The following is a 21,648-nucleotide window of genomic DNA, read 5'->3' on the forward strand; positions in this document are numbered from 1 at the left end:
ATTTTATCGGCTAAAAAAACAACCGGGCAAAATCTGCCCTGTTGCAGGCAGGTCTTGCCTGAATCTCATGCGCTCAGGCAGGAGCCGGTATAGAATATGTCGATCCAGTCGATCTTTAATATAGGCACGTCCGGCCTGATGAACGCGCAAAACCAGTTGCGCATCGTCTCGGACAATATCTCCAACGTCAATACACCGGGCTATATCCGCAAAGTCGGCAGTCAGCAGGCGCAGGTCTTTTCCGGACAGGGCGCGGGCGTCAACAGTGGTCAGGTGACGCTGGCGACCAACAAATATCTGCAAAGTGCCGCGCTCAAGGCCACCGCCGCCAGTTCGCAGGCGCAGGCCTTTTATCAACTGTTTGACCAGATACAGTCGCAGTTCGGTGATCTGACGGATGATGCCAGCCTGTTTAATCTCGGCAGTACGGTTCTGGGGTCACTGACGCGGGCGACGGAAAATGCCTCATCACCCGCCATGCGGCAGGAAATTTTAAGCGGTCTGCAAAGCTTTGTCAGTGAAGGGGCGCGTATCTCTGAGCACATTCAGTCGGTGCGCGATACCGCTGAGGGGGAGATTGCCTCGGTTGTCGATAAGATCAATTCTCTGGCCAAGAACATTGGCGACCTGAATGCGCCGATTGCCCGCGCCTTTGCCGGTGGTACGGACGGGACAGGGGCGCAGAATTCACAGGCCAACTTCATTGATGAGCTGTCGAAGCTGATTGATATCAATGTCGTCAATAATTCGGACGGCAGTGTCACGGTACGTACCCCTTCGGGGGCGGTGCTGGCGGGACCCGGGGCCGTGACCCTGAGCTATAATCCGACCCGACCTGTGGCCAGCGATACGGTTTTCAAGGCCATTGTTGCTACGGGGCCAAACGGTGAGGCGCGGGATTTCAGCGAGCACGTTGGTTCGGGACAGCTTAAAGGGCTTCTGGAGCTGCGCGACAGGGACTCGGTGGCTGTATCGGATCAGTTATCGGAATATATGTCGGCCTTTGCCGAAGAACTGAATGCCGCGCACAATGCCTCAAGTGCCGTGCCGCCGCCGGAAAGCCTTACGGGTAAGGCGATGAATCTGACGCTTGAGGAGGCTCTGGCGGGCTTTTCGGGCACCACCAATCTGGCGATCATCGATCAGAGCGGTAATCTGGTGCGGCAGGTGGAAATCAATTTCACCAGCGGCCAGTTGGAAGTTGACGGTGTGGCGGCGGGGCCTTTCACGCCGGCGAGTTTTGTCGCCGATATCAATGCGGCGCTGGGCGGCGCAGGCACGATCGGGTTTGCTGACGGCAAGCTGTCGTTCAGTGCCAGTGGCGGCAATGGGGTGGCGGTGGCTGAAGATCCGGCCAGCCCGTCGACCAAGACGGGTAAAGGTTTTTCCCATTATTTCGGCCTGAATGACCTGATCCGTGCGGATGTGCCTGTAAACTATGCGACGGGTTTGACGCCTGGCTCTGACCACGGTTTTACGGCAGGCGATACGGTGCGCTTCAGCGTGAAGAACGCGCAAGGCAATGGTGTCGCGCTGGTGGATATTGCCATACCCGCTGGCGGTAGCATGACCGATCTGGTCAATAGCCTGAACAATTCGACCAGTGGTCTGGGGCGGTATGGCACCTTCTCGTTGAATACGGATGGTGTCTTAAGCTTCAAGGGCTTTGGGTCACCGGCCTATCAACTGGGGGTGGCCGAGGATAATACCTCGCGGCTGGGTAACGGGGCTTCTTTGAGCGAATTTTTCGGTCTAGGCGGGAACGCTTCGGCGCGTGCCCAGCATTTGCAGATTGATCCGCATATTCTGGATAATTCCAACCATCTGGCGCTGGCGCAGGTTAAGTTGTCGGTGACCACGGGGCCGGTTCTGGTCGGGTCGGATGGCTCAGGCGCCGGTCTGATGGCGGCCATAGGTTCGAAAAACGTCAACTTCTCGAAAGCCGGTTATCATGGCGGCGGCCTGTCGACCTTAAGCCAGTACGCCTCCAATCTGGCCGGTCAGGTCGGTACGGTGGCGGCCAATGCCGAAAACCGCATGACCGGTGCGCAAACGGTGGCCAATGAGGCGCGTAACCGTTTGTCAGCTTATCAGGGGGTAAACCTTGATGAGGAGGTCATCAAACTGACGACCTTCCAACAGGCTTATGGGGCGTCTTCGCGGCTGATACAGGCGGCGAAGGATATGTACGATGTGTTGCTGGGTCTGGTATAGGAGATAGGCCATGCGGGTATCAACCGGACAGATGTGGGACAGCGCCCTGTTTAATCTTTTGCAGGCACAGTCTCGCCATGCGGACGTCAACAAGCAGATTGGCACGGAAAAGATCGCCACGGATATCGGTGGCTATGGCCGTCAGAGTGAGGTCATCGCCAGTTATCAGTCGTCCGCTAAGTCTATCGACACCTATAAGGATCTGGCCAAGAGCGTCGGGGCGCGGCTTGATGTGCAGAATCTGGCGCTCGAGCAGAGCGGTGAGGCACTTCTGAGTGCGCGCGACAGCCTGATGGATGCGCTGGCGACGGATAATCTCGATAATCTGATGTCGACGCTTGAGAGCCACTATGCGGCCTTTGCCGGTGGGCTGAACACTCAGTATCAGGGCCAGTATCTGTTTGGTGGCGGGCAGGATCGGGACGCGCCACTGGCCTTTGGCTCGCTGTCGTCGCTTGAGACGCCTGCGGTCAGTGAGACGTTTGTTAATGGCACGGTCAAAAAGGTGTCGAAGATTGATCCATCCACCTCATTGCAGACCGGTATGCTGGCCAGTGAACTGGGCAGTGAAGGGGTGGAACTGTTTCGTGAACTTAAGGCCTTTGCCGATGCCCGTGGTGGCCTGTCCGGTCAGATGGATAGCGCGACACGTGACTATATCCAGACCCTGACGACCAGCTTTACCAAGGCCTATGAAGGTATGGTGCAGAAGACGGCTTTGAATGGCTCCTATCAGGCGAAGGTCGATACGACGATCACCGCGCTTGATAACCAGAGCCTGACGCTCAATGGTCTGATTTCTGACAAGACGGCGGTTAATATGGCCGAGGCCTATGTCAAGCTGGAGCAGGCCGATCTGGCCATTCAGGCGTCTGCGCAGATTGTTGCCAATCTGAAATCGACGTCGTTGCTTGATCTGTTGCGCTAGCTTTAGAGTCTTTGACCACCCGTCAGGCCCCCTCACCCTGACCCTCTCCCCGGAGAGGAGAGGGAAGCGGATACCGCTCACTGTTTTGTGAAAATGGGAAACTTGTCCACAGGCTGTAACGGGCGTATTATGGGGTTGTGGAAATCGACAGATGAGCCACGTAAAAGACCCCGCGCGGGGCCATCGGAAAGCCGGATAGTAAGTCTATTTCCTGCGGGAAATCTTACCGTCGTTTCGCGGTGAACAGAAAGAGACCTCGCCCTCAGTGGCGGGGTCTTTTTGTATTTCAGGTATATTTTTTTGGGTTAACTGGCGCCGGACAGGACGTAGGAGGCGACGGTGATATATTTGCGGCCCGCTTCCTGCGCATGGGCGACGCAAGCCGCCATAGGCTCAATCTTACGCAGCGAGGCCAGTTTAATGAGCATCGGCAGGTTGATACCGGCGATGACTTCGGCGCGGGTCTGTTCCATGACGGAAATGGCCAGATTGGACGGGGTGCCGCCGAACATGTCGGTCAGCAGGATCACGCCATCACCGCTGTCATTGGCAAAGGTGGCGTCGAGGATGTCCTGACGGCGTTTGGCGACATCGTCATCCGGGCCAATGCAGATGGCCGCGACTGCATCCTGTGGGCCCACGACATGCTCCATGGCGGAAACAAATTCCTCAGCCAGTCTACCGTGGGTAACAATCACAAGACCAATCATATATAGTCCACTATCCTCAAACATCCGCCCTTAAGAGACGGCGACTTCAGGCACATAAACGGCAATTATAGCGCAAACGCACTGCACTGCAAAAAGAGATTTCAAGGTTTAAGGCGAAAACATGTGCCTGCCAAGTCCGCAAGTGTCGGGCTGTGTTTACTGCCCAAGGGCCACACGCAACTTTGAAACGGTGGAAGTTTCAAGCGGATTCAACCGCAAGGCGGGTATGGACTTTCCAAGGAAGACTGTCTCCATAGGTTCCGGCAGGCGCTCAGGTGCCGTGTTTTGACAGTGGACACAAAGGCTTATGCGGCTCAAAGGGCGGAAGGGGCGGGGTAAAATACCTATGCCGCGCACTTCGATCCGTCCGGCAATGGTGTCCGGTGCGCGCGCATAAAGGTGATGACCCGAAAGCCACAGGTGGGAATAATCATCACTGACCAACTGAAATCCGTCATCAAGTGCCCTGAGTGCCAGATCACTCTTGCCAATGCCGGAAGGGCCCATGATCAGTACGCCTTGCCACTGTCCGCGCATAAAGGTGGCGATGGTGGTGGCATGAACGATGATTGTCTTTGGCGTCAGACTCATTTGCGGGGAGGTCATTTGCGCGTTGGGCCGCCCAGCAAGGGCAGGCAGATGACAAAGCGCGCGCCGGTAATCTCTCCGGTATCATCCAGACGGTTTTCTGCCCAGATGCGGCCATTGTGGGCTTCGACGATCTGACGGGAAATAGACAGGCCGAGACCTGAATTGCGTCCGAAAGACGTGCCCTTGGGACGTGAGGTATAGAAGCGCTGGAAGACGGTTTCGAGATTGTCCGGCGGAATGCCCGGACCGTCATCTTCAACGGAAATCAGCAGGGCAGGCTTTTGGGCCATATCGCTGTGGGACAGGTTTATGCGCACAGAGCCGTCTTCGGGGCTGAAGGAGCGGGCATTGTCAATCAGGTTGCGGAACACCTGCCCGAGCGGGCCTTCGCGGCCATTGACACGCACGCCGTCCTTAAGGGCGGTGCGATTAAAGATGACCGGTGCGCCGGATTCGGCCGGCATGTGCTGATAGAGCGAGATAATGTCCTCAAGCAGGGCAGGGACGTCCACCGGTTTCGGAGCATCACGTGACAGTTCAGCATCGAGACGCGAGGCATTGGAAATGTCGGTGATCAGGCGGTCGAGACGATGCACGTCCTGTTTGACCACATTAAGCAGCCGCAGCTTGGATTTGTCGTCCTTGACCAGATCAAGGGTTTCAAGGGCGCTGCGGATAGAGGTCAGGGGGTTTTTGATCTCATGGCTGACATCGGCGGCGAAACGGTCGATTTCGTCCATCCGACGTGACAGGGTGTCGGTCATGGATTCAAGTGAGCGGGCCAGTGTGCCGATCTCGTCCTTGCGCGCCTCAAGATCCGGCAGGGAGATGGCGCGGGATTTCTGCATACGCACATGGTCGGCGGCGGCAGACAGGCGGTGGATCGGGCGGCTGACCAGCCAGTGCAGCACCAGCGATGAGAAGATGCTCGTGCCTACGGCCACGAGAATGAAGGGCAGCATGGCCCAGCGTTGTGCGGCGACGATCTTGTCGACATCACCGGCCTCGATGGTCAGAACACCCAGCACGGCCTTGACGCGCTTCAGGGGCACCGAGACCGACACCACCCGTTCGCCACGCTCATTATATCGGACGGTGGCGACTTCGCGTCCGGTTAGGGCCTGCTCGACCTCAAGGCTGAGGGCCTCACGGGCGCGCTCAAAATGCTTGTCATGGGCGAGCCTGTTGTCGCCGTCTTCCGGTATCGGCGGCAGGTCGCGCACATCGACGCCTTCGGACACCGTGTAGGAATCGCTGACCAGATGACCTTCGGCGTCAAACAACCGTGCGCGTTGTTCGCGCGGAATAAAACGCGACAGGACAAAGATGGCGCTGCCGACATCAAGCTGTGGCACCGGAACGCCATCAGTGGCGGCATAGGCGATGACCTCACCCATCAGTTCGGCCTGAGAGGTCAGGGCTTCTTTCTGGGTGTCGATCAGGCCCTGACGAAATTCGTTGAGCACCAGTGAGCCGATGGTCAGAACCAGAAGACCCACGGCATTAAGAAACAGGATCAGCCGCCCCAGACGCGAATTGCGTAAGGGTAGCGCGAGGCGTGGCCCGCGTTTTTCAGCGCGGGGCCTCTCACTTTGGGGCGGCTGAGTTTGGGACATCAGACTTCGCGGTAACGATAGCCCACGCCATAGAGCGTTTCGATGGAGTCAAATTCGGGGTCAACGACACGGAATTTCTTGCGCATGCGCTTGACGTGGCTGTCGATGGTGCGGTCATCGACATATACCTGATCGTCATAGGCTGCATCCATCAGGTTGTCGCGGCTTTTGACAAAGCCCGGACGCTGGGCCAAGGCATGCAGCAGCAGAAACTCGGTGACCGTCAGACGTACCGGCTTGCCGTCCCAGGTGCATTCGTGACGGGCGGCGTCCAGCACCAGCTTGCCGCGCTTGAGCGACTTGGCATTAAGGGCTTCGGTGACTTCGGGGGCTTCACCCTGATCGACAATACCGGCGCGACGCAAAACAGCCTTGACGCGTTCCAGCAGCAGGCGTTGCGAAAAAGGCTTATGCATATAGTCGTCGGCCCCGAGATTGAAGCCCAGAACCTCGTCGATCTCATCGTCCTTGGAGGTCAGGATGATGACCGGCAGGTTGGAATTCATGCGCAGGCGGCGCAGAACTTCCATGCCGTCCATGCGTGGCATCTTAACGTCAAGTATGGCCAGATCGGGCGGATTTTTCTCAAGCGCCGCCAGACCGGACGCGCCGTCATAATAGGCTTCGATGGTATGGCCACCGCTTTCAAGCGCCAGGGATACGCTGGTGACTATGTTCTCGTCGTCATCGACCAAGGTAATGCGCGCCATGAAATCTCCTGTAAATGACTGTTTAGCTTAACATACTATCTGCATGACGAAAACGCGGCGGTAAAGAGGCTGAAATCAGGCCCGAAAGCGCTTCAACGCTAATTTAACAGGATTCCGGTAAAAATCAGCGACATAAAGACGATCCTATCAGAAAAGCATACCCGCAGATGTCGGCACAGATCCATTTCGAGGTCTTCTCAAGGAAAACCCCTCAGGCCAGCTGGGTGTTGCAACTGGCGACCGAAGACAAGGAAACGGCGCTGCATACGGCGGATACGCTGATCAATAGCCTGCATGCGGCCGCAGTGCGTGTCAGTCGTGAAGTCTTCAATGCCGGTACGGGCGAATTTCACAGCTATCAGGTCATGCAAAAGGGCACCATAGCCCCGGCGGGTAAGCCCGCGCGGCGGCCTGTGACCGAGCCGGTCTGTACGACGCCGCAGACCCTCTATACCTTGCCGGCGCGCGAAACTATCGGGCGTTTGATGGAGGACTGGCTCAGGCGCTGGCGGGTGACGCCGTTTGAGTTGCTGCATAGCCCAGTGCTGGCCGAAAAGCTTGAGGCGTCGGGGCATGAGTTGCAACACGCTATACAGAAACTGTCGATCCCTGAGGCGCAGGAAACCGGCCAGCCGGTGCACGAGATCATTCGCCGCTGGACGGGCCTGATTGAGCGCGCGGTCGGGCGGGTGATCGAGGACGGTCGCAAGCGGCGCTTTCCCGAGATTACGCCCGAAACCGTGGTGGCAGTGGTACAAAAAATTTCGGGGCAGTCTGATCGTGACTATCTGCTGGGTGGGGCGGTTACCGTTTGGCTTGAGACCGCAAAGGGGGCGGCGGCAAGGTTAGAGGCGTTGCTGGCCCTTGCCGGGCCACTGATCAAGGCGGGGTCATCCTGTGATTGGGCCGTGCGTGTCGTGGAAATTCCGGTCTGTGAGATACTGGCGCAAAAAGGAGCGGTGGCTGATATAAGCGGCACGGGCGCAGAGCCTGGCATGGCTCTGGCGGCGCTGACGCGGTTGCTGGCGGGCAGTGAAATCAGCAAGGCGGCGGCATATGATCCGCAAATTGCCCGGGTTCTACCGCCGGTGAGCGGTGCGTTGCAGGCGTATGCCGTGTGGCTTGAGGTCGGACATTTTAGCGACGTGAAGCGCCAGTCGATCCGGCACATAATCAGTGAATTGCGCGGGCCGCGCCGACTAAGGCCATCGGATGCCGTGTCGGAAATCGAGCTTTTGCGGGCCATGGCTGTGGTGCTGACCATGACCGGTGGCGATGAAGCGCAGCGCGAAGACCTGACGAGTGCGTTTGTGGAACGGTCGCGTATGCTGGTGTCTTCGACCTTTATTGATGCCTTGCTCCAGGGGGCGGATGATGGGGCCGAGGAACTTGAGCGGCTGGTGTGGCTGTGTGAGAATGTCGTCGGCATCTCGAATAAACGCGAAGCCGCCCGCTGGATGCTCACGGCCCTGACGGGGGTGAAATTTGAACGGGTCATGCGCGAAAGCCACCGTCCCGTCGGGCAGAAGCTCAGGCAACTTGCGGGGCTGCAACAGCGGATATCCGGTGCCGGACTGAACGAGAAAGACAGTCAGGAAGCACACGAGCGTCTCGGGCAGATGGGCGCGGTAATGGCGCAGGAGGCGCAGGTCATTAAACAGATTGCGCGCACGCCGCAACCGATGCAAAGAGTGGCGGCGCTCCTGGGCTTCGCCACGGGGCAGGCAGCCCCTGCTGGCCCCCTGAGTGATCAGGCCCGTGCCGAGGTCATGCGGCAATTAAAGGACCCTGATGTCCGTGCCGAATTGAGTAAAGACGGCACGGGCCTTATGGCGCTTAAGCCGCTGTTGCAGAAGATTGGCATCGGGGGGTAAATTTCCGTTGTGTTTTATTCAGATGTAAAGGCAGGCTGATCGCACGAAAAACGGGGGCCGTGAGTCTTGGTTCGACGATGCGCTATCTTGCGCGAGGAGGCCGGTCATGAGTCATGATCTGTTTAGCGGCGCGCCCTCTGGATGTGCTAACAGGACACAGGGAGTGTCGGCGTTCGAAGCTGCGGTGACGCTCATATCCCAGTTGCCGAAGCTTGTGGCCTGAGTTTTCAATCATGCATACCGGATAATTTCTATCTGCGATCACAAAGAAGACATTTTCAAGAAAATTTTAACGAAGCTTAAAGCATGAAAATGCCACATTGGGCGACAGCACCTCACATGTAAGTGCCTCTGCACCCTGTGAATAAATACAGTCCCATTTCATGCCCTTTTCGGCATATCACATCGGCGTGGAGTGGTCTCAAGCCTCCGTGTCGCCCGTTCAAATTGCGTTAGTCTGAGGCTTCCTATGACCCATCCTACCTTCTCACGTCGTACTGGCCGAAAAGCCGCGCTTTATCTGGGCAGTGCCCTGCTCACACTTGCGGCGCAGTCGCCTGTACTGGCTCAAACGGTTACCTGGCAGGGCGGCACAAGCTCAGACTGGCAGGACGGGAGCAACTGGAGCAATGGCCATGTGCCTGCAAACAACACCGTTGTCATCGCGCCTTCCGGAGGGGCGAGCAATCCGGTCGTCGATGGCGGAACGGCAGCGACAGGTACGATTTGGCTCGGGTCTGTAGACGGCGCTAATCTTACCTTCCAGAATGGCGCACAGGCAGAGAGCGGAACGGTTACTATCGGCAACCGGACCAATAATGGTGCCGTAGCAGGTATCCATCAGGAAACCGGCATCGCCACGGCCACCGGAATCGGCACCGTCTGGAATACAGATTCGGTGACGGTGGGTTATTACGGGAAAGGCACGCTCAATGTGAGCGGCGGCGCGGTGGTGAGCAGCGCCAACGGCCTGACCATTGCCAGTATGGCTCTTAATGCTGACGCAACCAATACAGGAACCGTGTCGGTTTCGGGTGCGGGCAGTAAACTTGTGACGACACAGGGCATGAGTGTTGGCGCGGATGGCAAGGGCGACCTGAACGTATCCGGCGGCGGACGGGTCGAAAGCCGTAGCGGCAGCATCGGCACCAACAGTGGATCAAATGGTACGGCAACGTTCACAGGCGATGACAGCTTTTGGAACATAGTCGGCAGCAATCTCACCGTTGGGCAATCCGGACAAGGGTCGCTGACCATTTCCGATGGTGCCGGTGTGCAAACCTCTCACCGTGTGAGTATTGGCAACAGCAATGGTTCAACCGGTAAGCTTACAGTCACGGGTGCTGGTTCGACCCTGACGTCTCTGGCCACCGGTTCAGGGGATTATATTGGTATTGGTATTAACGGCACCGGCGAACTAGAGGTGCTTGATGGCGCAGAAGCTACAGGTATCCGCACCATACTTGGTTATACTTCGGGACGGTCGGGCACCTTAAAGCTTGATGGCACAAACTCGCTTTTCCATCTCACCGACTACGCCATGATCGGGATGTCTGGTACCGGTAAGGCGACGGTATCCAATGGCGCCACCTTACGTGCAGACGGGGTTGGCGGCGTTCTTCTGGGGTACGGAGCAACGGGAAATGGCACCCTGAATATCGGCGCAGCCGCCGGTGATGCAGCTACCGGTGCGGGCACTATCACGGCTCCAAAGATCCAGTTTGGTGCCGGTACGGGCGAGCTAGTGCTCAACCATAATACGGCCAATTATGAACTGACAACCCCGCTTGTCGGCGCCGGCACGATCAGCGTTCTGGCCGGTGATACGACCTTAAGCGGGGACAGCACCCTGTTTACAGGCACTACCACCATAGACGGCGGAATTATCCGCGTAACCGGTACGCTGGGCGGGGCTACAACCGTCAACAATGCGGGCGCGCTGTATGTAGGCAATGGCACGAAAAGCGGCACGCTGACCGGTAATATCGTCAATAACGGGGCTGTGATTTTTAATCCATCAGGCGACAGCAGCTATAGCGGCATGCTCAGCGGTACGGGGAGTCTGAGCCATATCGGCACCGGCACCACGAGACTGACGGGTAACAACAGCCTGTACACAGGCACGGCCTCTGTAACCGGTGGCACGCTTGAGCTGGCGCATCTTTTTGGCGGGGCGGTTACAACCGGCAACGGCGGTACGCTTAAGTTAAGCGATGGCAGCTTCTATAATGGCAGCATCATCAATAACGGGGCCACGGTTTTCAACCGTACCAGCCACTATAACTATACCGGCAGCCTGAGTGGCTCTGGTGAGATTACAAAGCAACAGAGCGGCATTCTTACCCTTACCGGCAATAGTTCCGCCTTTACCGGCACAACCACTGTGGCAGAAGGTGCGGTTTTGCTGACGGGGGCATTGGGTGGATCGGTGGCGATCAATAGCGGCGCGATGTTCCAGGCCGGGAACAACTCGCATAGCATTGGTTTCAATGGCAATGTGCTCAACAATGGCGCATTTCTTCTGAATAACAGCCACGGCAATTACCAACATAGTTTTGCGGGAAATATTTCCGGCAATGGTACCAATACCATCCATACCACCCTCGGCCGCACCCTTATCCTTTCGGGCAACTCAGGTGCCTTTACAGGCACCACCTATTTTACAGGCGGTGGCACCTACTTGACGGGTGCATTGGGTGGCGCTGTGGTGATTAACGCAGATGCCGGACTGGCTGTCGGGAACGGCACGGTAGGTGGTGAACTTCTGGCGACAGACGTGACCAATAATGGCCTGCTTTATTTCTGGCAGCCTGGCCAAACCACCTATGCCGGAAGCCTGTCAGGCAACGGCACCATAGGACAGGCGGGAAATGGCAAAACCATTCTTGCCGGCAACAGCAGCGCCTTTACAGGCACCACAATGGTGCAGACCGGTTCGATTGAACTGACCGGAACATTGGGCGGGTCAGTGTTTGTTTCCAACGGCAGCAGCTTTATTTTCAATCACTCAGGCGACTATGTGCATCTGGGGGCGCTAACGGGTGCCGGGAACCTGTATAAGGAAGGTGATAACAAGCTGATCCTGTCGGCTGATAACAGCGGCTTTACGGGTCTCACGACCGTAGGCGCGGGCACACTGCAACTGATGAATGCGCTGGGTGGCCATATCGCCATAAACAGCGGTGGCGAATTGTCCCTGTTGCGTTCAGGTGATTATAGCTTGACCGGCGGCATCAGTGGTGCGGGCTCATTCCGCAAAGGTCAATCCGGCATTCTGACTCTGTCAGGCAGCACGAACTTCAGCGGCACAACCTATGTTGATGGCGGCATACTGCGTCTGGACAGCGGATTAAGTGGCAATGCCCTTATCTCATCCAAGGGCACGCTTGAACTGGCTAACGGCGCTTATGATGGCAATATCGTCAATAACGGCATGCTGATCCTTAGCCGTGGCGATACCCTTTCAACGAGCCATTCCGGTCAGATATCAGGCGGCGGCGCAATTATTAAACGCACAGCGGGTAATGTCGCCCTGACGGGTGATAATAATGGCTTCAATGGCAATATTACCGTAGAAGCGGGCGCACTGACCGTGGGCAATGTCCTGGGGGGCGCTGCGACCGTTCAAAGCGGCGCGACCTTCGGTATAAACAATAATGCTGTCTTCAATGGCAACATTCTGAACGATGGGACTGTCATTGTGTCCCGCACCACAGATTACGCTTATGGCGGTGTCCTGTCGGGGTCAGGCGAACTTATAAAGCAGCGTGGCGGCACGCTGACCCTGAGCGGTGACAACAGCGGCTTTAGCGGTACAACCAGCGTGACCGGCGGCACCTTGCTTCTGACCAATGCTCTGGGCGGGAATGCCTCGGTAAGCAATGGCGCGACCTTGCGCCTCGGCAGCCAGTTTGGCGGGAATATCGTCAATAACGGTACCCTGAGCTTCGAACAGAGCGGTGACAACACCTATGCAGGCAAGCTGTCCGGCACAGGCGTGATCACCAAGGCGACGACCGGACTCCTGACCTATGCAGGTAACGGCAGCGGCTTTACCGGCACGACCCATCTTGATGCGGGCACCCTGCTTCTGACGGGATCGCTTGCCGGAACCGTACATATCAACGCCAATGGGGCATTGCGTGTGGGTAACGGGACAACGGACGGCGAACTTTTGGCCAATGCCGTCAACAATGGTGTTCTGATCTTTGATCAGACCGGCGATTATGACTATACCGGCGCACTTTCGGGCAATGGCGGGCTGGTCAAGCGGGGGAACGGAACTCTGCTGCTGTCCGGCAACTATAGCTACACCGGCACCACACAGGTTGAAGGCGGGCTGGTCAGGCTTACGTCGCAACTGGATACAGAAACCGACCTCAAAATTGACAACGGGACTTTCGATCTCAGTAACCGGACGCAGGAGGTTTCTGGTCTGAGCGGCAATAGCGGCACACTGGCGCTCGGCAGCACCGGAAATCTGGTGGTCCAGCAGAACGAGAACAGCACCTTCGGCGGCAGCCTGAGCGGCGGCGGCACCTTTACCAAGGCCGGTGAAGGTAATCTCAATCTGACTGGCAACAGCACCTTTACAGGTGAAGTGAACGTCAATGAAGGACGCCTTGCCCTGAACGGCACCCTGCCTGGGCAGGTCAATGTCAATTCCGGTGGCGCACTTGGTGGTACAGGTACAGCCGGACAGGTGACGGTCCGCAGCGGCGGCACCCTGGCACCGGGCAATTCCATTGGTACCTTGCGGGTTAATGGCAGCGTACTGTTTGAGGCCGGTTCTGTCTATTCGGTGGAGGTTGATGCCGCCGGTCAGTCCGACCGCATCGACGCCACGGGTCAGGCCAGACTTCAGGGGGGTATGGTGGAGGTATTGGCCGAAGAAGGCAATTACCGTCCGCAAACAGACTATACCATTCTTACGGCTGTTGCGGGTGTACAGGGCACCTTTACGGATGTTTCGAGCAACTTCGCCTATCTGACGCCGCGCCTCATCTATTCAGCTGATCGGGTTGTGCTCTCTTTGTCCCGCAATGATGTGGAACTGGGCGATATCGCCCGCACGCCGAACCAGATAGCCACTGCCGGTGCTGTAACCAGCGCTTTCTCAGGCATCAGCGATCTCTATATCAACATGGTCGGTCTGTCGGAAGACGGGGCCCGCACGGCGTTTGACAACCTGTCGGGTGAAGTGCATCCGTCCTCTCTGAGCGCGGCGGCAAACCACAGCGAAAGCCTGCGTCGCGCCCTCACGGATCGTCTGGACGTATCGGTTGAAGATGGCGCGCTGATGTGGATCGAGGCGATCGGTGAGCGCGGCGAACTTGAGGCCACGTCTAATACCGCCCGTGTAAGCGGACATAATGCTGGCGGCGTACGTCTTGGGATTGATACGCAACGCGAAGGTGTACGTTTCGGTGTAGCGGCGGGCTTTACGGACTCCAGCCTGAATGTGCATAATCGCAGCAGCTACGCCGATGTGAAAACTGCCCATATTGCTGCCTATGCCGGTGCGCGTGCCGGTGCGGTTAATCTGCGCGGTGGTATCAGCTATAGTGATCTTGACTTCAAAACCCGCCGTCATGTGCGGATCGGCGACCTGTCCCAGCAATTGACGGCGTCCTATGGTGGCAAGGCGACCCAGTTGTTCGGTGAGGCCGGTTACGACCTTAACCTCGGTGGCACGACGGTCGAACCTTTTATCGGCCTCAATGCCCTGTGGCTCAATAATGACGGCTTCAGCGAAAACGGCGGTGATCTGGCCTTGACGGCCCGTGAACAAACCCGTGAGCGCACGTGGTCCACACTTGGGGTCAAAACCCAATACAGCTTCGGTGAGGTGTCGCCGGTGACCGTCAATCTGAAAGCCGGATGGCAACATGCCCTTGGCAAGCAGTCAGTGGCATCCGATCTGGCGTTTGCCAATGGTCAGAACTTTGCGGTTCAGGGTGCCCCATTGGCAAAGGATTCAGCCCTTATCGACATCAGCCTTAACTGGACATTGTCACCATCGGCCAATCTGGGGGTCGGTTATACCGGCACCTTCGCCGATCAGGGCGAGTCTCAGGCGTTGAAAATCGTCGTCGGTGCCCGCTTCTAGAGTATCGTCTGGCCATCCCAGCTGAATCCAAGAATAATGCCGGCCTGAAATATCAGGCCGGCATTATTGCCTTAGCCGCCTTATGGCGCTTAAGCCGTTATTGCAGAAGATGAGGATCGGGGGTAGATTCAGCTTGTGGCTTGTTCAGGCGTGGGCAGGGACAGGCTGATCGTTTGCATGATGCGGTCTGTTTCCGACAGAATTTTGATGATGTTCTGATAGTGTTTAACGTCTTCAAAGCTGAGTTCGCGGCCCTTGCGATCCTTAAGCCATTTCTGGGCTGGTTGATAACCGCCGATATAAAAGCCCCATGAAATATCCGGCACATTATCGAAATACTGGGTGGCATTGATAAACACCTGATTGCCTTCGAAGCGGACCGTTTCCACCCTGCTGTCACCTTCGCCCTTAAAGGGATAGGGGGCCGGGCCGATGGCGGCGGGTTCCATAAGGTGCAGGCGACGAAGTTGCCCGCCCTTGTCCGAGACATCCCAGAATTCCGCCGGTGAGGTCGGCCAGGGAATGCGCGGGAAGTCGATTTTAAGGAACTCGGCATAGGTGCTGCGATAGGCCGGACAATGCAGCACGCCATAGATGTAGTCAAACACCGCCACTTCATCAGGCGTGCCTCGCACATCGTCCGTGGCCAGCTTTTGCAGTTTTTTGTAAAGCTTGGGATCGAAATTGACGCGGCGCGCTTGGTCGAGTTCCCCATCTTCGGGGTAAAGGTATAGGGGAAAAATATAGGCACCGCCGCGCCTAAAAAGGTTAAGGTCTGATGCGTGCCTCGAACTAAATACGGCATCAAAATTCGGTGATCCTATGGCGCCGGAATTTTTGGTAATTATTAAGGAAATATTTTCTTTGTTAATAAAATGCTTAGAGACTCTATGGCGAATATGAACTAATATATTTTTATTGAAAATGCTCCATCTATTATCTAGTGGTCTATATGATACTACGTTTGCTAACGATTCTATGTCTTTAACTTTTATTTCTTGAATCGCCCTAAAATAATTCCACTGCTTTTGAGCGCAAAGACTGAACATTTGTCTCGCATTTTCTTCAGATGTAGACGATAAAAATTTTTCAACTTTGCTTAATGCTTCGACTTTCGAAGATGATATTGCAAATTCATCATGTTGGGTTGCAAATCCTGGGCTTGGGCTGCCATTTCCTGAAAATAGGCCTACAATTGAAATTCCATCCTGATAAGTCGCATCCAGAATTTTATTTACTGACTTGAAGCGCCAAGGCGCGACTTCAGGACTGACATCCTCTGAAGCAAGTTCTGTAACTGTGCCCTTCCATAGCGCCTGATACTTTATTGCGCGGTCACCCCATAAATCACCGTGCAATATTTTGGCAGCTTTTTTTGATGGATTATCATTGCGACGTTTCACCGCAACAATTATAGCCACTCCCTGCATAATATCGAATACATTTTTATCAGGAGTGCCATCTGGGCTGACCTCCTTCTTCTTCGCATTACCATGAAGATCGAGTATATAAATGCGGTCAAAGGTTTGTCGCAAATGATTCCGCATATCAACGAAAGTCGGATTGTCTAGGTAGCCATGATTAGTAATGAAGCCCAGAACGCCTTCACCATTCTTTCCAATCATATGCTCGGCAAAGCGAATAAACTTCACATAGTCGTCTGATAACCATTTAGCTTGTGCTGGCCGTTTTAATTCCGGGCTAACCTTATAATCAGACATAAGGTTTTCAATCCACTCACCTTTATTCGATGAATGACCAGAATAGGGCGGGTTGCCGATGACGCACATGATCGGCATGTCGCGTTTGATGGCATTGGCCTGTTTGACCTCGTTGGACAGCCATTGCGCGAAGGGCAGGGTCTGGTTGGCGGGATCGCCTTCTTCGAGTGAGTTGGTCAGGTAAACGCTCAGGCGCGGTGGCGTGCCCGTCGGCCTATAGCCCATCTCGGTCAGGATCATATCCAGCTTCATGTGGCACATGGCATAGGAGGCCATCAGAAGCTCAAAGCCATGCAGGCGCGGGATCAGGTCGCGTTCGATATAGGATGACCACATGCCTTCGGCGACGCCCTTGATTTTGGGCGCGATCTGCTTGATCGCCTCGGCCAGAAAGGTGCCTGTGCCGGTGGCCGGATCAAGTATCTGAACGCGGTGAACCTCTTTTTTGGTTTTAAGCGGCCTGCCTTTGTTGTCGGTCTGACCGGTGTCCCAGTCGATAGTGACTTTTGACGTGTCTGCCAGACCATCGGGCAGACCGAATTCGGTGATCAGCACCTCATCTACGGCGCGCACGATGAAATTGACCACGGCTTCGGGGGTGTACCAGACGCCGCGCGCTTTTCGCTTCGCCGGATTGTAGGCGGCCAGAAAGGTCTCATAGAAATGGATAAAGGGGTCGCTGCGACCGGTAAGCTCACCGAAGCCGGTCATGATCTTCTGCACATTGGCAGCCTGAAACACATTGGCCAGATCATCGATAATCCACCGAATGCGTTCGTCCAGATCGGGACCGGCAATATAGCCAAACAGGCTGCGCAGGAACGGATTAGATTTCGGCAGCAAATCCAGCGCCTCATGACGCGTAAAGGTATCGAGAGTCGTATCGTGCAGGCGAGCGGCGAACATGCCGTAAGCAATGGTTTCGGCGTAGATGTCGGCAAAGTCTTCGGGCGTGATGTCGTGAATCAGATGCTCACGGAAGGCCTGAAACTGACTGGATAATTCTGTGCGGGCGTCACGGTCCTCTTTGAGTGTATTGTTGAGGATGTCCTTAATCAATGCCGCCTTGCCGGCCATTTTTTCAGCCAGAACCTTAGGCGAGGTGATCGTCTGGGGGCGTTGCGCAATAAAGTCACGCAACAGATTCTCCAGAACTTCAAACTGATCGGGCTTCGGCTGTATGCCTATCAGGAAATCGCCAATGGAAACCGAGGCAATCAACACGCCATTGCGGTAAAAATCCCAGTCCAGACAATTGGTATAGACAAGGTTGGGGAGCGCCTTGAGGTAGCGCTGCTGCTGTGCCTTATTGGCATCTTTCAGCGCGCGCAGGCCGATAGGCAGGTCTTTGGCTTCAATATGGCCGATGCCGATTTGGCCGCGTTGCAGGATAAAGTCAGGCGCCCCAACCGCTTCGCGTTTGGGTTCGTTGATGGCGCAAACGGCACTGTCAAAGCTGTTTATAAGCTTTTGAAGGGCCGGTCTGTAGGAATGTTCAGTGGCTCTGCCCGTCTGGAAATAACTTCATGCAAAAAGACTGTGACAGCTCATAGTTCCCCGGCCCGTTAATCTCGTAGCCAGTGGTATGACGGACTACAAACGACTTTACTCAACCACTATGCAGAGGTGTGCAGCGAAGGCAAGCTATCGGAAAGATTGTTATGGGGAAATTCAGGGGTTGGAGCGTGGTTGCTTTGCAACTGGCTAGCCTATGGTGCCCAGGAGAGGACTCGAACCTCCACGACCGTTAAGTCACTGGCACCTGAAGCCAGCGCGTCTACCAATTCCGCCACCTGGGCAATAGTTAGGCTGCGGGCCGATCGCTTGCGACCGGAGGCGGGTGAAATAGCGATAAAGGCTCATGAGGTCAATGGCCTTTTTCAATAGTTTCGAGATTTCCACAGTCCTGTGCCGATAAAAAGTCCGGACGGGGTCGGCCGAGGGATTGCGCCCCTCAGGGGCATGGGGTAATTGACGATCCATATAGCGCCTGAGCGGTGCAAATGGTTTTAGTATAAAGGTCTTGCCATGACGGGTCTGGTCACGGTTTTCGGGGGTTCCGGTTTTGTAGGTAAGCCGGTTGTGCGGGCGCTGGCGCAAAAGGGCTGGCGCGTGCGGGTGGCCGTGCGTAAGGCCGCCGAAGCCTATGACCTTAAGCCATTAGGCGATGTCGGGCAGATTCAGGTGGTGCGCTGCGATGTGCGTTCCGAAGAGGATGTGGCCAGAGCGCTTGAGGGCGCATCGGCTGTCGTCAATCTGGTGGGGATTCTCTATGAAACCCTGTCGCTCAAGTTCGAAGCCCTGCATCATCAGGCCAGTGCGACCATTGCCCGTCTCGCGGCAGAGCGCGGCATTTCGGCCTTTGTTCAGGTATCGGCTATTGGCGCAAATCCGAAGGCGGCTTCAAAATATCAGGCAACCAAGGGGCTTGGGGAAGAAGCGGTGCGCCGCTTTGTGCCTGACGCGGTTATCGTACGCCCAAGCGTCATTTTCGGGCCGCAGGACGGGTTTCTGACCGGTCTGGCCAATCAGGCGAAACTGTTTCCGCTTCTGCCGTCGATTGGTGGCGGAGAGACCAGGTTTCAGCCGGTATATGTTGGTGATGTGGCGCGCGCTATTGCCGAGGTTCTGGGCAATGCCGAGCATGCCGGAGAGACCTTTGAACTTGGCGGGCCGGGTGTGTTCAGCTTCAATGAGCTGGTGCGCTATGTCGGTGAAGAAACCCATACGCAGCGGCCACTGGTGTGGATGCCGTTTGCTGCTGCCGGATTTATTGGCTTTATCGGCGATATTCATGCCGGTCTGCACGGTATGATTCCGGCTATTCCGGCGCCATTGCTCACTTCGGATCAGGTGAAGCTGCTGAAGAGCGACAATGTCGCCTCAGAGCAGGCCAAGGGGCTGAGGGATTTGGGGATTGCCGGCACGGCTGTGGCGTCGATTGCCCCGTCATATCTGTGGCGTTTCCGCAAGAACGGTCAGTTCGCTGAGGTTGTCGGATAATCAGGCATAATAAATGAAAAAGCGGGCAAGATGCCCGCTTTTTTTGTGTCCGCTTTCCGGGGCCTATTTACAGGCCGATGCTGAGCAGGGTCAGGCCGATAATGCCAACGCCGATACGCCACAGGGCGAAAACGCCATAGCCATTCTTGCTGACGTAATCAAGGACGGCGCGCACGACCAGAAGTGCTGTGACAAAGGCGGCGAGGAAGCCCACCACAATCAGTCCGGCATCATTGAAGTCCATCTGGTCATGCGTCTTGTAGACATCATAGGCAAAGGCACCGGCCATGGTTGGCATGGCGAGGAAGAACGAGAACTCGGCGGCGGCTTTTTTGCCGACCTTCATCAGCATGGCACCGATCAGGGTTGAGCCGGAGCGCGACATGCCGGGGATCATGGCCAGACACTGGAACAGGCCGATGATCAGGGCGGTTTTCCACGTCAGTTTCATGGGGTCTTCATGTTCGGGTGTCGGGGCGTAGCGATCGACCAGCCATAACAATATACCGCCGACAATCAGGCTGACGCAGATCAGGCGCGGGCTTTCGAACAGAACGGTTTTGATGAAATCATGCGCCATGACGCCAATAACGACGGCGGGCAGGAAGGCGACCAGAACCGATATGACGAAACCGCGTGATTCCGGTGAGGTGGGCAGGGTGACCAGCACCTTCCATAGACGATGAAAGTAAAGGCTGAGGAGGGCGAGAACGGCCCCAAGTTGTATCAGAACCTCAAAAGCGCGGCCCGTAGACTCAAAACCGAGAAAATGCGCCAGAAGTAACAGGTGGGCGGTCGAGGATACCGGAATAAATTCGGTCAGCCCTTCGATGAAGCCGAGAAAGGCTGCGATAAGATAGTCCATTTAATCCCCTTGCCGGTTTAGTTGGGCCGGTTTAGCCCGCTTAAGCTGTCGCGGCAGACTTACCCTACGGGGTCGGGTGAGACAAGCGGGGGTTCGCCAATATATCTGAGGCGGACATGGGGGCTTGATCTGGCTTCCATCTGTTCAATGGCATGGGCCAGCCAGCCCGCCGTGCGACCTATGGCATAGAGGGTGAAGGGGGCTTCGCGGGGGAGGTCAAGGTGACGGCCGACCAGCGCCAGAGCCAGCGTAAAGCCTACGGGGCGACCGGTGATATCCTCACCGGCCTGCCATATGGCTTTCAGGTCATCGCCCATATGGGCGGCGGCGGCCATCAGGCTTTCGGCGCGCAAGGCGTCGGATTCTGACTGGTTCGCTTCGAAGCCGGGAAGCTCCTGACCTTGTTTTAATACAGTTTCGGCGGCCAGATGGGCATTGCCCTGACGGCGCGCCTGAGTGACATAGCTTTCGGCGCGCATAATGCGCCCTCCAAGCCCTGCGCCGGTAACCGTGGCGCAGGCGGCGATGACCGAGGCCGCTAACGGGCCGTGCGCAGCAGCGGCAACGCGGGCCGCCAGTGTCGCCTCATCCAGTCCATTATCGGCAGACAGGATCAGGGCACGGCGCAGGAGGTCAACGTCCTGAAGGTTATAGACCTTCCAGGCGCGGGCCAGTCTCTGATGCAGGAACAGGCGCGGGCCGCCATTGGTGACGCCATCGACCATCTCATTGAGGATGCTGGCGGCTTCAGACGGCAGGTTGCGCGGTGCGTGGCGATCCTGAATGGCGTCCTCTTCGAGGCGGCGACTGAGGACGCCCCACAGGCGTGTGCGCGGACTGCCGGGGAAGTTTACGTCCGGACGCGGCTTGATGGCGGCAAAGGGCGTCGGGTTTTCGTCACGCCACAACAAGGTAGCGACGGTTTCAAAATTCTCGCGTTCGCTCAAAGAAAGGGCGTCGTGACGGCGATAATGCGGGCGACCGTTGAAGGTAACGGAAATTTCGGTGTCGAGCACCGCTTCGCCTCTGCCGACGGGCCCGCCGGAGAGGACGCGCGGTGGAGCCGACAGGGCCGGATTGCCACGACCCGGCGTGCGCTGTGACAGGCGCTCTATGTCATCAAGCGCATAGAGGCTTTTGCGGGGGTGTTCAGGGTCAGCACGTGCGGCAACCCTTTGACGACTGACATAGGCATAGAGGGTCTGTGGTTTGACATCGAGGCGTTCAAGCGCCTCGGCGCGGCTAATCCATACACGTGACATAGACAACTCTGATAAAAATTGCCCCTGTAACCGTTCCACCTTCTT

13 protein-coding genes and 1 tRNA gene are annotated in these 21,648 nt (G+C 56.4%); 6 read left to right on the forward strand and 8 right to left on the reverse strand.

The window, feature by feature from the left end:
• The first annotated feature begins 96 nt into the window (after positions 1–96).
• Both flgK and E5201_RS02620 read left to right on the forward strand, forming a co-directional pair.
• The gene (gene flgK, locus E5201_RS02615; RefSeq protein WP_140984437.1) at positions 97–2,214 is read left to right on the forward strand and encodes a flagellar hook-associated protein FlgK; all 2,118 of its coding nucleotides are present in this window, start codon (positions 97–99) and stop codon (positions 2,212–2,214) included.
• 10 nt (positions 2,215–2,224) lie between these two features.
• Positions 2,225–3,142: a flagellin gene (locus E5201_RS02620; protein ID WP_140984438.1), complete on the forward strand. Its 918-nt coding sequence runs from the start codon at positions 2,225–2,227 to the stop codon at positions 3,140–3,142.
• Positions 3,143–3,447: 305 nt separating this feature from the next.
• On the opposite strand, the gene E5201_RS02625 is transcribed toward E5201_RS02620, so the two are convergent.
• From E5201_RS02625 to E5201_RS02640, 4 genes are all read right to left on the reverse strand, one after another.
• The gene (locus E5201_RS02625) at positions 3,448–3,852 is read right to left on the reverse strand and encodes a PTS sugar transporter subunit IIA (protein WP_140984439.1); all 405 of its coding nucleotides are present in this window, start codon (positions 3,850–3,852) and stop codon (positions 3,448–3,450) included.
• Positions 3,853–4,008: 156 nt separating this feature from the next.
• A complete protein-coding gene (locus E5201_RS02630; RefSeq protein ID WP_140984440.1) occupies positions 4,009–4,443 on the reverse strand; it encodes an HPr kinase/phosphorylase in 435 nt (144 codons plus the stop codon).
• A gap of 11 nt (positions 4,444–4,454) precedes the next feature.
• Complete coding sequence (locus E5201_RS02635) at positions 4,455–6,059, reverse strand: ATP-binding protein (protein WP_140984441.1); 1,605 nt, start codon at positions 6,057–6,059, stop codon at positions 4,455–4,457.
• Entirely contained in the window at positions 6,059–6,769 is a 711-nt protein-coding gene (locus E5201_RS02640; RefSeq protein ID WP_140984442.1) for a two-component response regulator ChvI, read from the reverse strand. Before E5201_RS02640 ends, E5201_RS02635 begins: the two co-directional genes overlap by 1 nt.
• Positions 6,770–6,936: 167 nt before the next feature.
• On the opposite strand from E5201_RS02640, the gene E5201_RS02645 reads away from it, so the two are divergent.
• Positions 6,937–8,643 carry a hypothetical protein gene (locus E5201_RS02645; protein ID WP_140984443.1) on the forward strand — a complete coding sequence of 569 codons (1,707 nt, stop codon included), beginning with the start codon at positions 6,937–6,939 and terminating at the stop codon, positions 8,641–8,643.
• A gap of 469 nt (positions 8,644–9,112) precedes the next feature.
• The gene (locus tag E5201_RS02650; RefSeq protein WP_140984444.1) at positions 9,113–14,752 is read left to right on the forward strand and encodes an autotransporter domain-containing protein; all 5,640 of its coding nucleotides are present in this window, start codon (positions 9,113–9,115) and stop codon (positions 14,750–14,752) included.
• Positions 14,753–14,880: 128 nt separating this feature from the next.
• Here the strand turns inward: E5201_RS02650 and E5201_RS02655 are convergent, their stop codons facing one another.
• Positions 14,881–17,613, reverse strand: a complete 2,733-nt coding sequence (locus tag E5201_RS02655) for a type ISP restriction/modification enzyme (RefSeq protein WP_219993532.1) — start codon at positions 17,611–17,613, stop codon at positions 14,881–14,883.
• On the opposite strand from E5201_RS02655, the gene E5201_RS14850 reads away from it, so the two are divergent.
• On the forward strand, positions 17,593–18,042 hold the full coding sequence (locus tag E5201_RS14850) for a hypothetical protein (RefSeq protein WP_219993533.1): 450 nt from the start codon (positions 17,593–17,595) through the stop codon (positions 18,040–18,042). The genes E5201_RS02655 and E5201_RS14850 overlap by 21 nt on opposite strands.
• Positions 18,043–18,185: 143 nt before the next feature.
• Here E5201_RS14850 and E5201_RS02660 read toward each other — a convergent pair.
• A tRNA-Leu gene (locus tag E5201_RS02660) sits at positions 18,186–18,272 on the reverse strand.
• Between the two features lie 229 nt (positions 18,273–18,501).
• On the opposite strand from E5201_RS02660, the gene E5201_RS02665 reads away from it, so the two are divergent.
• The gene (locus E5201_RS02665; protein WP_140984445.1) at positions 18,502–19,476 is read left to right on the forward strand and encodes a complex I NDUFA9 subunit family protein; all 975 of its coding nucleotides are present in this window, start codon (positions 18,502–18,504) and stop codon (positions 19,474–19,476) included.
• A gap of 67 nt (positions 19,477–19,543) precedes the next feature.
• Here E5201_RS02665 and E5201_RS02670 read toward each other — a convergent pair whose 3' ends face one another.
• Both E5201_RS02670 and E5201_RS02675 read right to left on the reverse strand, forming a co-directional pair.
• Positions 19,544–20,341 (reverse strand): undecaprenyl-diphosphate phosphatase, encoded by a 798-nt coding sequence (locus E5201_RS02670; RefSeq protein WP_140984446.1) that lies wholly within the window; start codon positions 20,339–20,341, stop codon positions 19,544–19,546.
• A gap of 59 nt (positions 20,342–20,400) precedes the next feature.
• A complete protein-coding gene (locus E5201_RS02675) occupies positions 20,401–21,603 on the reverse strand; it encodes a citrate/2-methylcitrate synthase (protein WP_140984447.1) in 1,203 nt (400 codons plus the stop codon).
• Positions 21,604–21,648 lie beyond the last annotated feature (45 nt).

This window comes from Asticcacaulis tiandongensis, from assembly GCF_006475605.1.
Classification (GTDB): Bacteria; Pseudomonadota; Alphaproteobacteria; order Caulobacterales; family Caulobacteraceae; genus Asticcacaulis; species Asticcacaulis tiandongensis.

Bases quoted from the DNA above. Each gene is read 5' to 3' on its own strand.
- E5201_RS02670 (WP_140984446.1), bottom strand. From the start codon at position 20,341: ATGGACTATCTTATCGCAGCCTTTCTCGGCTTCATCGAAGGGCTGACC.
- E5201_RS02630 (WP_140984440.1), bottom strand. From the start codon at position 4,443: ATGAGTCTGACGCCAAAGACAATCATCGTTCATGCCACCACCATCGCC.
- E5201_RS02675 (WP_140984447.1), bottom strand. From the start codon at position 21,603: ATGTCACGTGTATGGATTAGCCGCGCCGAGGCGCTTGAACGCCTCGAT.
- flgK (WP_140984437.1), top strand. From the start codon at position 97: ATGTCGATCCAGTCGATCTTTAATATAGGCACGTCCGGCCTGATGAAC.
- E5201_RS02620 (WP_140984438.1), top strand. From the start codon at position 2,225: ATGCGGGTATCAACCGGACAGATGTGGGACAGCGCCCTGTTTAATCTT.
- E5201_RS02665 (WP_140984445.1), top strand. From the start codon at position 18,502: ATGACGGGTCTGGTCACGGTTTTCGGGGGTTCCGGTTTTGTAGGTAAG.
- E5201_RS02645 (WP_140984443.1), top strand. From the start codon at position 6,937: ATGTCGGCACAGATCCATTTCGAGGTCTTCTCAAGGAAAACCCCTCAG.
- E5201_RS02625 (WP_140984439.1), bottom strand. From the start codon at position 3,852: ATGATTGGTCTTGTGATTGTTACCCACGGTAGACTGGCTGAGGAATTT.
- E5201_RS02635 (WP_140984441.1), bottom strand. From the start codon at position 6,059: ATGTCCCAAACTCAGCCGCCCCAAAGTGAGAGGCCCCGCGCTGAAAAA.
- E5201_RS02640 (WP_140984442.1), bottom strand. From the start codon at position 6,769: ATGGCGCGCATTACCTTGGTCGATGACGACGAGAACATAGTCACCAGC.
- E5201_RS02650 (WP_140984444.1), top strand. From the start codon at position 9,113: ATGACCCATCCTACCTTCTCACGTCGTACTGGCCGAAAAGCCGCGCTT.